13 protein-coding genes are annotated in these 12,763 nt (G+C 68.8%); 4 read left to right on the forward strand and 9 right to left on the reverse strand.

Features of this window, described 5'->3' with window-relative positions:
- Positions 1 to 12: 12 nt before the first annotated feature.
- The gene (locus ALIDE2_RS20330; RefSeq protein WP_013520541.1) at positions 13 to 519 is read right to left on the reverse strand and encodes a MarR family winged helix-turn-helix transcriptional regulator; all 507 of its coding nucleotides are present in this window, start codon (positions 517 to 519) and stop codon (positions 13 to 15) included.
- 130 nt (positions 520 to 649) lie between these two features.
- On the opposite strand from ALIDE2_RS20330, the gene badH reads away from it, so the two are divergent.
- From badH to aliA, 4 genes are read left to right on the forward strand one after another with little or no spacing between them, the layout of a single operon-like run.
- A complete protein-coding gene (gene badH, locus ALIDE2_RS20335) occupies positions 650 to 1,417 on the forward strand; it encodes a 2-hydroxycyclohexanecarboxyl-CoA dehydrogenase (protein WP_013520542.1) in 768 nt (255 codons plus the stop codon).
- Between the two features lie 42 nt (positions 1,418 to 1,459).
- The gene (gene badI, locus ALIDE2_RS20340; protein ID WP_013520543.1) at positions 1,460 to 2,242 is read left to right on the forward strand and encodes a 2-ketocyclohexanecarboxyl-CoA hydrolase; all 783 of its coding nucleotides are present in this window, start codon (positions 1,460 to 1,462) and stop codon (positions 2,240 to 2,242) included.
- A 19-nt stretch (positions 2,243 to 2,261) separates the two neighbouring features.
- The gene (aliB, locus tag ALIDE2_RS20345; protein ID WP_013520544.1) at positions 2,262 to 3,419 is read left to right on the forward strand and encodes a cyclohexanecarboxyl-CoA dehydrogenase; all 1,158 of its coding nucleotides are present in this window, start codon (positions 2,262 to 2,264) and stop codon (positions 3,417 to 3,419) included.
- A gap of 35 nt (positions 3,420 to 3,454) precedes the next feature.
- Positions 3,455 to 5,110, forward strand: coding sequence for a cyclohexanecarboxylate-CoA ligase (aliA, locus tag ALIDE2_RS20350; protein ID WP_013723017.1), 1,656 nt, complete (start codon positions 3,455 to 3,457; stop codon positions 5,108 to 5,110).
- A gap of 100 nt (positions 5,111 to 5,210) precedes the next feature.
- Here aliA and ALIDE2_RS20355 read toward each other — a convergent pair whose 3' ends face one another.
- The 8 genes from ALIDE2_RS20355 to ALIDE2_RS20390 form a co-directional block, all read right to left on the reverse strand.
- Positions 5,211 to 6,143 carry an electron transfer flavoprotein subunit alpha/FixB family protein gene (locus ALIDE2_RS20355; RefSeq protein WP_013519187.1) on the reverse strand — a complete coding sequence of 311 codons (933 nt, stop codon included), beginning with the start codon at positions 6,141 to 6,143 and terminating at the stop codon, positions 5,211 to 5,213.
- A 17-nt stretch (positions 6,144 to 6,160) separates the two neighbouring features.
- The gene (locus ALIDE2_RS20360; RefSeq protein WP_013519740.1) at positions 6,161 to 6,910 is read right to left on the reverse strand and encodes an electron transfer flavoprotein subunit beta/FixA family protein; all 750 of its coding nucleotides are present in this window, start codon (positions 6,908 to 6,910) and stop codon (positions 6,161 to 6,163) included.
- A gap of 24 nt (positions 6,911 to 6,934) precedes the next feature.
- Entirely contained in the window at positions 6,935 to 7,909 is a 975-nt protein-coding gene (locus ALIDE2_RS20365; protein WP_013723018.1) for an NAD(P)H-dependent flavin oxidoreductase, read from the reverse strand.
- 7 nt (positions 7,910 to 7,916) lie between these two features.
- Positions 7,917 to 8,912 (reverse strand): Bug family tripartite tricarboxylate transporter substrate binding protein, encoded by a 996-nt coding sequence (locus tag ALIDE2_RS20370; protein WP_013520547.1) that lies wholly within the window; start codon positions 8,910 to 8,912, stop codon positions 7,917 to 7,919.
- 72 nt (positions 8,913 to 8,984) lie between these two features.
- Complete coding sequence (locus ALIDE2_RS20375) at positions 8,985 to 10,217, reverse strand: CaiB/BaiF CoA transferase family protein (protein WP_013723019.1); 1,233 nt, start codon at positions 10,215 to 10,217, stop codon at positions 8,985 to 8,987.
- Between the two features lie 24 nt (positions 10,218 to 10,241).
- Positions 10,242 to 10,664 (reverse strand): PaaI family thioesterase, encoded by a 423-nt coding sequence (locus ALIDE2_RS20380; protein ID WP_013520549.1) that lies wholly within the window; start codon positions 10,662 to 10,664, stop codon positions 10,242 to 10,244.
- Positions 10,665 to 10,700: 36 nt separating this feature from the next.
- Positions 10,701 to 11,507: an oxepin-CoA hydrolase, alternative type gene (locus ALIDE2_RS20385; RefSeq protein ID WP_013520550.1), complete on the reverse strand. Its 807-nt coding sequence runs from the start codon at positions 11,505 to 11,507 to the stop codon at positions 10,701 to 10,703.
- Positions 11,508 to 11,622: 115 nt separating this feature from the next.
- Positions 11,623 to 12,753: an acyl-CoA dehydrogenase family protein gene (locus ALIDE2_RS20390; protein ID WP_013723020.1), complete on the reverse strand. Its 1,131-nt coding sequence runs from the start codon at positions 12,751 to 12,753 to the stop codon at positions 11,623 to 11,625.
- Positions 12,754 to 12,763: the final 10 nt, after the last annotated feature.

Raw genomic sequence — 12,763 nt, forward strand, 5'->3', positions numbered from 1 at the left:
CCCGGCGGCCTCTCAATGCGGCTCGCCGCCCTCGTTCGCGCCCTGCGCGGCATCGATGCGCCGCATGTTGTCCAGCAGCTTCAGCAGGTAGTGCAGCGCATGCACCTGGTCGCTGACCGAAAAGCCCTCCAGCGCCCGCGCGTAGTAGTCCTCGATCTTGGCCTGGGCACCCTGCTCCCAGGTAGTGCGCCCCTCCTCGGTCATCGCCACCAGGCGTGAGCGCCGGTCGCGCCCGTCGGGCGCGCTGCGCACGTGGCCCTCGCGCTCCATGCGGCCGATCAGGCCCGCCAGGTTCTGCCGACTCACCATCAGATAACGCGCCAACGCCCCGATGCTCATGCCCTCGGGAGCGCGCGACAGCGCGCCCAGCACCGCCCACTGCTGCGTGGTCAGCCCTTCCGACTCCACGGCGCGCGATCCCGTTTTATGCAACATATTTGCGCATTGATACAGCTTGAAGAACAACCTGTTGGCCAGCTCCATGCGCGTAGTATCGTCTTCATTATTCTGGTTTTCCATGATATCCCTTCTATCCAAACCCTTGCCTTCGCACGATTGCAGGCTTAATATAGGCAACATATTTACATAAATACCGATGGCAGGCCAGTGCCCGCCAAGCATAGCAACCACCGACCAGGAGATAGAGCACATGCAAGGACTCAAGAACCAGACCGTCATCGTGACCGGCGGCGGCGGCGGCATCGGCAGCGCCACCTGCCGCCGTTTCGCGGCCGAGGGCGCCAAGGTCGCGGTGTTCGACATGAATCCCGCCGCCGCCGAGGAAGTGGCTGCCGGCATCCGCGCCGCGGGCGGCCAGGCCGCCGCCTTCCAGTGCGACATCACCGACCGCGCCCAGGTGGACGCCGCCGTGGCCGCCACCGGGGCCCAACTGGGCCCCGTCGGCGTGCTGGTCAACAACGCCGGCTGGGACGTGTTCAAGCCCTTCGTCAAGACCGTGCCGGCCGAGTGGGACAGGCTGATCGCCATCAACCTCACCGGCGCGCTGCACATGCTGCACGCCGTGCTCCCCGGCATGTCCGAGCGCAGGTCGGGCCACATCGTCAACGTGGCTTCGGACGCCGCGCGCGGCGGCTCCTCGGGCGAGGCCGTGTACTCCGCCTGCAAGGGCGGGCTGGTGGCGCTGTCCAAGACGCTGGCGCGCGAGCATGCGCGCCACGGCATCAACGTGAACGTGGTCTGCCCCGGTCCGACCGACACCGCCCTGCTGGCCGGCGTGGCCGAGGGCGCGCGCGACCCCGCCAAGCTCATCGAGGCCTTCAAGAGCGCCATCCCCATGGGCCGCCTGGGCCGGCCGGAGGACCTGGCCAGCGCCATCGTGTTCTTCGGTAGCGACGACGCTTCCTTCATCACCGGCCAGGTCATCAGCGTCTCCGGCGGCCTGACCATGCACGGTTGACCCCGGCCCCTTCCCTCCCTCTTTTTACCCAAGGAGCACCTCATGCAATTCGAAGACATCCTGTACGAAGTGAAGAACGGCGTGGCCTGGATCACGATCAACCGGCCCGAGAAGATGAACGCCTTCCGCGGCACCACCTGCGACGAGCTCATCAAGGCCCTGAACAAGGCCGGCTACGACCGTGACGTGGGCGCCATCGTGCTGGCCGGCGCGGGCGACCGGGCCTTCTGCACCGGCGGCGACCAGTCGGCGCACGACGGCAACTACGACGGGCGCGGCACCATCGGCCTGCCGATGGAGGAACTGCACACCGCCATCCGCGACGTGCCCAAGCCCGTGATCGCGCGCGTGCAGGGCTACGCCATCGGCGGCGGCAACGTGCTCGCCACCATCTGCGACCTGACCATCTGCTCGGAGAAGGCCCAGTTCGGCCAGGTCGGCCCCAAGATGGGCTCGGTGGACCCGGGCTACGGCACGGCCTTCCTGGCGCGCGTGGTGGGCGAGAAGAAGGCGCGCGAGATCTGGTACCTGAACCGCCGCTACAGCGGCGCCGAGGCCGTGGCCATGGGCCTGGCCAACTTCTGCGTGCCGCACGACCAGCTCGATGCCGAGGTGCAGAAGATCGGCGAGGAGCTGTGCGAGCGCAGCCCCACGGCGCTGGCCATCGCCAAGCGCAGCTTCAACATGGACACGGCGCACCAGGCGGGCATCGCCGGCATGGGCATGTACGCGCTCAAGCTGTTCTACGACACCGAGGAATCGCGCGAGGGCGTGAACGCGCTCAAGGAAAAGCGCAAGCCCGAGTTCCGCAAGTACGCCAGGTAAGGCGCCCCGGAGAACCGCGATGAACCCGAACCCCTACATCGACGAGGACCTGCAGGCGCTGGCCGGGACCGCGCGGCGCTTCGCCCAGGAGCGCGTGGCGCCGGGCTTCCTGGAGCGCGACAAGACCCGGACGCTCGACCGCGCGCTGATGCGCGAAATGGGAGAGCTCGGGTTCCTGTGCCCCGAACTGCCCGAGCAGTTCGGCGGCCTGGGGCTAGGCTGCCTGGCCGCGGGCGTCATCCACGAGGAGATCGCGCGCGCCGACCTGAGCTGCTCCTACCTGAACCTCCTGTCCTCCCTCAACGGGCAGATCCTCTCGCGGTACGGCGACCCCGGGGTGGTCGGCCCGTGGCTGCGCAAGCTGGTCTCGGGGGAGGCACTGTGCGCCATCGCGCTGACCGAGCCCCGCGGCGGCTCCGACGCCGCCAACCTGCGCCTGCGCGTCGAGCGCAGCGGCGACTCCTACGTCATCAACGGCGAGAAGACCTCCATCTCGGCCGCCGACCAGGCCGACATCGCCGTGGTCTTCGGGCGCACCGGCCGGCCCGAGGACGGCGCCCATGGCGTGACGGCCCTGCTGGTCCCCATGGACACCCCGGGTATCACCACCAACCGCTTCGACTGCCATGGGCAGCGCGCGATCGGCCGCGGCTCGATCTTCTTCGAGAACGTGCGCGTGCCGGCGAACCACCGCCTGGGCGACGAGAACAAGGGGTTCGTCCAGGTGATGCAGGGCTTCGACTACTCGCGCTCGCTGATCGGCCTGAGCTGCCTGGCGGTGGCGCGGGCCGCGCTGGAGGAGACCTGGCAGTACATCACGCAGCGCGAGGCGTTCGGCCAGCCGCTCTCGGCCTTCCAGGGCGTCACGCATCCGCTGGCGGCATTCGACACCGAGGTGGAGGGCGCACGGCTGCTCTGCCTGCAGGGCCTGTGGCTCAAGGACAAGGGCCTGCCCCATTCCGCGGAAGCCGGCATGGCCAAGTGGTGGGGGCCCAAGCTGGCCTACGACGTGATCCACCAGTGCCTGCTGAGCTTCGGCCACGGCGGCTACGACCGCGGCCCGATGGAGCAGCGCCTGCGCGACGTGCTCGGTTACCAGTTGGGCGACGGCACGGCCCAGATCATGAAAACCATCATCGCCCGCACCCGCGCCGGGCGCAGGAACGTGCCCGCCTGAAAGAGCGCGGCACACGACACCGAAGGAGACAAACCATGGAATTCGACGCCGTACTGCTGCCCCCGCGCCGCGCCCGCATGGCCGCCCAGGGCCTGTGGCGCGACCGCACCATCAACGACTACCTCGACGCCTGCGTGGCCGCCTGTCCCGACAGGCCCGCGCTGTCCGCGCTGCAGGTCGAGTCGGGCGCCATGCGCCGCTTCAGCTACCGCGAGCTCGCGCAGATGGCAGACCGCATCGCCGTGGGCCTGGCACGCCTGGGCGTGGGCCCGGGCGACGTGGTGGCCTGCCAGCTGCCCAACTGGTGGCAGTTCACGCTGGTGTACCTGGCGTGCTCGCGCATCGGCGCGGTGATGAACCCGCTGATGCACATCTTCCGCGAGCGCGAGCTGTCGTTCATGCTCCGGCACGGCGAGGCCAAGGTCATGATCGCACCCAAGACCTTCCGCGGCTTCGATTTCGAGGCCATGCTCGCCGCGCTGCAGCCGAGCCTGCCGGACCTCAAGCACCTGGTGGTCGTGGGCGGCAGCGGCGCCAACAGCTTCGACGCGCTGCTGTCCGGCCCCGAATGGGAGAAGGAGGCCGACGCGCAGGACATCCTCACGCGCAGCCGCCCCGGCGCGGACGACGTGACCCAGCTCATCTACACCTCGGGCACCACGGGCGAGCCCAAGGGCGTGATGCACTCGGCGAACACGCTGCTGTCCAACATCGTCCCCTACGCCGAGCGCCTGCGCCTGGGCGCGGACGACACCATCCTCATGGCCTCGCCCATGGCGCATCAGACCGGCTTCATGTACGGGCTGATGATGCCCATCGTGCTCAAGGCCAGCGCGGTGCTGCAGGACGTGTGGGAGCCGAAAAAGGCCGTGGCGCTGATCCAGGCCGAGCGTGTCACCTTCACCATGGCGTCCACGCCCTTCCTGACCGACCTGGCGCGCACGGTGGCCGAGTCCGGGCAGGGCGTGCCCACGCTGCGCACCTTCCTGTGCGCCGGCGCACCCATCCCCGGGCCTCTGGTGGAGCAGGCGCGCTCCGCGCTGGGCGCCAAGGTGGTCTCGGCCTGGGGCATGACCGAGAACGGCGCAGTCACCCTCACACAGCTCGACGACGGCGACGAGCGCTCCGTGAACACCGACGGCTGCCCGCTGCCGGGCGTGGAGATCAAGGTGGTGGACGTGGACGGCCGCGCCCTGCCCCCGGGCGATTCGGGCCGGCTGCTGCTGCGCGCGTGCTCCAATTTCGGCGGGTATCTGAAGCGCCCGCAGCTCAACGGCACGGATGCGGATGACTGGTTCGACACCGGCGACCTGGCCCGCATCGACGAGCGCGGCTACGTGCGCATCACGGGCCGCAGCAAGGACGTGATCATCCGCGGCGGCGAGAACATCCCCGTGGTGGAGATCGAGTCGCTGCTGTACAAGCACCCCGCCATCGCCATGGCCGCCATCGTGGCCTACCCCGACGAGCGCCTGGGCGAGCGCGCCTGCGCCGTGGTGGTGCCCAAGCCCGGCCAGAGCATCGACCTGCCCGCCATCGTGGAATTCCTGAAGAGCCAGAAGGTGGCCCTGCAGTACATCCCGGAAAAGCTGGTGGTCAGGGAGGCCATGCCCGCCACGCCGTCCGGAAAGATCCAGAAATTCAGGCTGCGCGAGATGCTGCAGCAGGATGCAGGCAGCGCCGCGAACTGAAGCCTCCCAGGGTGCGTTCGCTCTCAAAAATATAGCTTGCGGCGCTTGATATACAAGCGCTGCAAGCCGTTTTTCCTGAAAATCGATCCTGGGGACGCCTTTACAGCGCCTTGACCAGTTCCGGCACGGCCTGGAACAGGTCCGCCTCCAGCCCGTAGTCGGCCACGCTGAAGATCGGCGCCTCGGGGTCCTTGTTGATGGCCACGATGACCTTGGAGTCCTTCATGCCTGCCAGGTGCTGGATGGCCCCCGAGATGCCGCACGCGATGTACAGCTGCGGCGCCACGATCTTGCCCGTCTGCCCCACCTGCAGGTCGTTGGGCGCGTAGCCCGCGTCCACCGCAGCGCGGCTCGCGCCGATGGCCGCGCCCAGCTTGTCGGCCAGCGGGGTGATGACTTCGTTGAATTTCTCGGCGCTGCCCAGGGCGCGGCCGCCGCTGACGATGATCTTGGCGGCGGTGAGTTCGGGTCGGTCGCTCTTGGCGATTTCGCTGCCCACGAAGCGGCTTTTGCCGCTGTCAGCCACGGCGGCGATCGCCTCGACGCTGGCCGCGCCGCCCGTGGCGGGCGCGGCGTCGAAGCCCGTGGTGCGCACGGTGATGACTTTGACGCTGTCGCCGCTTTGCACGGTGGCAATGGCGTTGCCCGCGTAGATGGGGCGCTCGAAGGTGTCGGCGGAGATGACTTTGGTGATGTCGCTGATTTGCGCGACGTCGAGCTTGGCGGCCACGCGCGGGGCCACGTTCTTGCCGCCGGCGGTGGCCGGGAACAGGATGTGGCTGTAGTTGCCGGCGATCTGCAGTACCTGGGCGGCGAGGTTCTCGGCCAGGCCGTCCTTGAGGCTGGCGCCGTCGGCGTGGATGACTTTGGCGACGCCGGCGATCTGGGCTGCTGCCTGGGCCGCGGCCTGGGCGTTTTCTCCGGCAACGAGTACGTGCACGTCGGCGCCGCAGGCGGCCGCTGCGGTGACGGTGTTGAGGGTGGCGGCCTTGATGGTCGCGTTGTCGTGTTCTGCGATGACGAGTGCGGTCATGGTCTGTTTCCTTTGCCTCAGATCACTTTGGCTTCGTTCCGGAGTTTGGCCACGAGGGTGGCGACGTCGGGGACTTTGATGCCGGCGCCGCGTTTCGGGGGTTCGGCCACTTTGAGGGTTTTCAGGCGCGGGGCAACTTGAACGCCCAGGTCTTCGGGCTTGACGCTCTCCAGCGGCTTTTTCTTGGCCTTCATGATGTTGGGCAGGGTGACGTAGCGCGGTTCATTGAGGCGCAGGTCGGTGGTCACCACGGCGGGCAAGCTGAGCGCCAGGGTTTCGAGGCCGCCGTCGATTTCGCGCGTGACGTTGGCTTTGTCGCCGGCGATTTCGACTTTGCTGGCGAAGGTGGCCTGGGGCAGGTCGGCCAGCGCCGCGAGCATCTGGCCGGTCTGGTTGGCGTCGTCGTCGATGGCCTGTTTGCCCAGGATGATGAGGCCGGGCTGTTCCTTGTCCACCAGGGCCTTCAGGAGCTTGGCCACGGCCAGCGGCTGCAGTTCGGCGTCGGTTTCCACGAGGATGGCGCGGTCGGCGCCGATGGCCATGGCGGTGCGCAGGGTTTCCTGGCATTGGGCCACGCCGCAGCTGACGGCGATGACTTCGGTGGCCGCGCCTTTTTCCTTCAGGCGTACGGCTTCCTCGACGGCGATTTCGTCGAACGGGTTCATGCTCATCTTCACGTTGGCGATGTCTACGCCCGTGCCGTCCGATTTCACCCGGACTTTCACGTTGTAGTCCACCACGCGTTTGACGGGGACGAGGATTTTCATGGAGAGCTTCTTTCTGCTGGAGGGTTATCGGAGCATGCCGGCCAGGCGCTCCCGGATCAGCGCCTCGGCCTGGGACATGATGGAGTCGATGAGTTGCTGCACGGTGGGCACGTCGCGGATCAGGCCGGCGACCATGCCGCAGGACCAGACGCCGGCCTCCATGTCGCCCTGCTGCATGATGCGCGGGTAGACGCCTGCCACCTCGGGCGCGATGTCGGCGAACGTGACGGCCGCGCCCAGCTGGCGCTCCTTCTGCAGCACGCGCTCGGTGGCGGCGTTGGTGAGCACGCGCTCGGTATTGCGCAGCGGCCGCATGATGAGGCGCGTGTCCAGCTCGCTGGCGGCGACGATGGCCTGCTTGACGTTGTCGTGCACCGGCGCCTCCCGGGTGGCGATGAAGCGCGTGCCCATGTTGACGCCATCGGCGCCCAGCGCCAGCGCGGCCACGAGCGAGCGGCCGTCCGCCATGCCGCCCGAGGCGACGAACGGGATCTTGAGCTCCTCGGCCGCGCGCGGCAGCAGGATGAAGTTGGGGATGTCGTCCTCGCCCGGATGGCCGCCGCATTCGAAGCCGTCCACGCTGATGGCATCGCAGCCAATGGCCTCGGCCTTGAGCGCATGGCGCACCGAGGTGCACTTGTGAATGACCTTGATGCCCGCCTCCTTGAGCGCGGGCAGCCATTTCTGCGGGTTGTTGCCCGCGGTCTCGACGATCTTCACGCCGCCCTCGACGATGGCCTTCACGTAGCCGGGATAGTCGGGCGGGTTGACGGCGGGCAGGAAGGTCAGGTTCACGCCGAAGGGCTTGTCGGTCATCTCGCGGCAGCGCGCGATCTCCCGGGCCAGCAGCTTGGGCGTCTTCTGCGTCAGGCCGGTGATGACGCCCAGCCCCCCGGCGTTGGAGACGGCCGATGCCAGCTCGGCATAGCCCACGTGGTGCATGCCGCCCTGGATGATGGGGTGCTCTATGCCGAACAGTTCTGTGATGCGGGTCTTCATGCGGTCCTCACTCTGGCGCGATGCCCTTGTCGCGGATGATCTGGCCCCAGCGGCCGTAGTCGTTCTGGATGCGCTGGCCCATCTGCGCCGGATCCTGGAAGTGGGCGATGGCGCCCACGCCGAGCAGCTTGTCCTGGATCTCCTTGTCGGCCAGGATCTGCTTGACCTCGGCGGCGATGCGGTCCACCACAGCCTTGGGCGTTCCGCGGGGCGCCAGCAGGCCGCCCCAGGACACGGCGTCGTAGCCCTTGATCCCCTGCTCGGCGATGGTCTTCACCTCGGGCAGCATGACCACGCGCTGGGGCGAGCCCACGGCGATGGCGCGCAGCTTGCCCGCCTGGATGTGCGGCAGCGCCGCCACGAGGTCGGCATACATGATGGGCACCTGGCCGCCGATGGTGTCGGTGATCGCCGGCACGCCGCCCTTGTAGGGCACGTGCTGCATGTCGAAGTCCCCCATCTGCTTGAGCAGCTCCATGCTCAGGTGGCCGAAGCTGCCCGCGCCCGAGCTGGTGTAGTTCAGCGGCGTCTTCTGCGCCTTGGCGTGGGCGATCAGGCCCTTGAGGTCGGTCACGTCGGGCAGCAGCTTGGGGTTGACGACGATGACGATGGGCAGGTCGTACACCGTGGCCACGGGCGCGAAGTCCTTCACCGTGTCGTAGCCGGTCTTCCTGTACAGGTGCGGGGCCAGCAGCGTGGGCGTGGCCAGCATCATCAGCGTGTAGCCGTCGGCCGGGCTCTTGGCGACCTGGGCCGCGGCGATGGAGCCCGAGGCGCCGGGGCGGTTGTCCACCACCACGGGCTGCTTGAGGCGCTCGGCCAGCTTCTGGCCCACGATGCGCGAGGCCGTGTCGGTCGGGCCGCCGGCCGGGAAGGGCACGACCAGCTTGATCATCTTGTCGGGCCAGGCGCCCTGCGCCTGCGCGCCGCCGGCCACGCCGGCCAGCAGCGGCGCGGCGGCCAGGGCCAGGGCGGTGCGGCGGTTCATTGCGAAAGACTTCATGCTCTATTCCTTTAATCAAAAATGCTTGTACCCCTTGTGCAACAAGCGGTTGAAGCTATGCTTTTCAAAGCATCACAGCTGCGGCAGGGTCAGCACGCCCTGCGCCTGCAGGGCCTGCAGCTGCTCGTCGCTCATGGCCAGCAGGCTCGTGAGCACCTCGCGCGTGCCCTCGCCCAGCGTGGGCGGCGCGTTGCGGATCGGCAGGCGCCGGCCGTCCAGGCGGTAGGGCGGCGCGAACACCGGCGTGGTGCCGACCACGGGGTGCGGCATGTCCTGCACCAGGCGGCCGCGGCGCGTGCGCTCGCTGGTCAGCGCCTCGTGCAGGCCGGCCACGCGGCCGCAGGGGATGCCGGCGGCCGTCAGGCGTTCGAGCAGCAGGTCGCGCGGGAAGGTGTGGATCAGCTCCTTGAGCATGGGGCCGAGCTCCAGGCGGTGCTTGGCGCGCTCCACGTTGGTGGCGAAGCGCGGATCCTCCACGATGTCCGGGCGCATGATGACCTGGCGGCAGAACTTGTCGAACTGTGCGTTGTTGCCCACGGCGATGATCAGGGGGCCGTCGGCGGCCTCGTACATGCCGTAGGGCACGATGGACGGGTGGGCGTTGCCGTAGCGCTCGGGGTCGTGGCCGAGCTTGAGCGCGTCGAGCCCGTAGTAGCCCGTGACCATGAGGCCGCAGTCGTACAGCGCCATCTCGATGAGCTGGCCCTTGCCCGTGCGCTCGCGGCGCAGCATGGCAGCCAGGATGGCCTGGGCCGCGTACATGCCGGTCATCAGGTCGACCACGGCCACGCCGAACTTGAGCGGCGGCGTGTTCGCCTCGCCGTTGAGCGCCATGAGGCCGGACTCGCCCTGGATCACCAGGTCGTAGCCGGGGCGGCTGGCCTCGGGGCCGCTCGTGTCGTAGCCGGCCACGGCGCAGTAGATCAGGCCCGGCCTGAGGGCCTTGAGCTGCTCGTAGCCCAGGCCCAGCTTCTCGGCGCCGCCGGTCTTGAAGTTGTGGATGACCACGTCGCACTGCGGCACCAGGTCGTGGATGATCTTCAGCCCCTCTGGGGTCTGAAGGTCGATGGTGATGGACCGCTTGTTGCGGTTCATGCTGTTGTAGTAGGTGGTCTCGGTCTTGCCGATGCGCAGGCCCCAGTCGCGCGTGTCGTCGCCGCGGCCCGGGTGTTCCACCTTGATGACCTCGGCGCCGAAGTCGGCCAGCACCATGGCGCACATGGGACCGGCGAACACGCGCGAGAGGTCGAGCACGCGCACGCCTTGCAGGGGAAAGTCCTGGACGGACGGGTTGGTCGATGTCATGGCTCGCACTCCTTGTTGCTCACGTCAATCCGTTTTCCTGGCGCCCATGAGGGCAATCGTTCCCTGGGCGACGGCGCACAGTTTCTCGGTGCCATCGGAGACCGCATAGACATCGCAGCGGCAGACCGCCTGCGTTCGGCCCGCATGCACGGCCGTGGCGCGTGCCGCAAGAAAATCGCCGACAGCGGGGCGCACATAGTTGATCTTGTATTCCGAGGTCACGACACCGGGCCCCAGTGCCATGCCGCCGGCAAACGTGAGCGCGTTGTCCGCCAGATACGAGACCACGCCGCCGTGCACGAAGCCGTGCTGCTGCCTGATCTGTTCGGTGACGGGCACACGCAGCTCCACCACCTGCGCCGTGTATTGCATCACTTCTGCCTGAACCAGGCGGCTGAACGGCTGCGCGTCCAGGACCCGCCGTGCGTCCTCAATGGATCGGCTCATACGTCCTACGTCTCCCCGCGCCAGGCGCACCAGCGCTCAACCCTGCCTGCCGCCGCGCAGCTTGGCGAAGTCGGGCGCGCGCTTTTCCAGGAAGGCGTTAATGCCCTCGCGCGACTCCTCGGTCTCCTGCGACAGCGGCATGTACAGCGCCTCCAGCTCCAGCTGCTGCTCCAGCGTGTTGCGCGGCGCCACGCGGCACAGGTGCTTGATGCGCGCCATGGCCAGCTCGGGGCCGGCGGCCACCTGCTGCGCGAGGGCGATCGCCTGCTCCAGCGCCTGGCCGGGCTCGGCCAGGCGGTTGACCACGCCGAGCTGGTGCATGCGCTCGCCGCTCACGCGCTCGCCGGTCAGGCACAGCTCGGTGAGCACCTGGCGCGAGACGAATTCGGCCAGCAGCGCCGTGGCGCCGCCGTCGGGCGTGAGGCCCACCTTGACGTAGGCCACCGAGAACTGCGCGTTCTTCGCGGCCACCAGCATGTCGCCGGCCAGCGCCAGCGACAGGCCGGCGCCCGCGGCCGCGCCCTCCACCGCCATGATCACGGGCTTGGGGCAGTCGCGCAGCGCGCGCACCAGGTTGTGCAGGCCTTCGAGCCTGAGGCGGCGCTCGGCGAGGGGCAGCTCGCGCCGCTGGATGATCTGGCGCAGGTCGCCGCCGGAGCAGAAATGCCCGCCCTCGCCGGTGACCACCACGGCGCCTATGGTGGTGTCGCACGCGGCCGTGTGCAGCGCCGCCGTGAGGCCCATGTAGAAGCCCGGCGTGAGCGCGTTGCGCGCGCCGGGGTTGTTGTTGGACAGCACGAGCACGGCGCCTTCGCGGCGGGTCAGCAGGGCGTTGTCGGTCATGGGCATCTCCTGTACTACTTTTCTGATAGCTGGCAGCGCTTGCTAGGCAAGGGCTGGGGGCTGTTTTTGCTTGAAACCCTCTCCCGCCGGCGGGAGAGGGGGCGTGCGGCAAGGCTCAGGCGGACAGCGCCATCCAGCGCGCCAGGTGGTGGTCCATGTCGCCGAGCTGGTGGTCGATCATCACCAGGCGCTTGGCGTAGTGGGCCAGCGGCAGCTCCCAGGTCACGCCGATGCCGCCGTGCATCTGGATCGCCTCCTCCGCGATCAGCGTGCCGATCTTGCCCACGCTGTACTTGGCGGCCGACAGGGCCTTCTCGCGCGTCACGCGGTCGGTCTCGTCGATGGCCGCGGCGGCGTTGATCACGGCCGAGCGCGCCTGCTCCACCTCCAGCAGCATGTCGGCCATGCGGTGCTGCAGGGCCTGGAAGCTGCCGATCGGCACGCCGAACTGCTTGCGCGTGCGCAGGTATTCCAGCGTGTCGCCCTTGGCCTTGTCCATGGCGCCCAGGCTTTCGGCCGCGAGCGCCAGCAGGCCGTAGCCCACGATGCGTTCGAGCAGCGCGCAACCCTGGCCTTCGGCACCCAGCAGCGCGTCGGCGCCGACCTGCACGCCCGCGAAGCGGAGCTCGGCCGCATGGCCGCCGTCGATGCGGCCATAGCCGCGCGCGCCGATGCCGGCCGCGTCGCCCGGCACGAGGAACAGCGAGATGCCGGCCTCGTCGTCCACGGCGCCCGCGGTGCGCGCGCTCACCAGCAGCAGTTGCGCCTGGTCGCCGAACGGCACCACGGCCTTGGCGCCGTCGATGCGCCAGCCATCGCCGTTCCTCTTCGCGGTGGTGGCGACGCGGCCCAGCTCGTAATGGTTGGCCGGCTCGTCGTGCGCCAGCGCCGCCAGCGCGGTGCCGGCGACGATGTCTTCGAGCCGCGCCTTCTGCGCCGGCGTGCCGGCCTCGGCCAGCGCGCGGCCCACGAGCAGCGCGCCAAGCAGCGGCTCGGCCACCAGGTGGTTGCCCAGGGCCTCGAACACCAGGTGGATGTCGGGGCCGGCGCCGCCCAGGCCGCCGTCGGCCTCCTTGAACAGCGCGCCGATGGCGCCGATCTCGGCCAGCTTGGCATAGGTCTCGGCGCTGTAGCCGGCCTCGCCATAGGCCGCCTGGTTGCGGTATTCCGCCGGGTATTGCTCGCTCAGGTAGCGGTTCAGAGCGTCCGCCAGCATGCGGCGGTCTTCGTTGTGTTCAAAGTTCATGCCTGTCCCC

Source organism: Alicycliphilus denitrificans K601 (assembly GCF_000204645.1).
In the GTDB taxonomy this organism is placed as follows: Bacteria; Pseudomonadota; Gammaproteobacteria; order Burkholderiales; family Burkholderiaceae_C; genus Alicycliphilus; species Alicycliphilus denitrificans.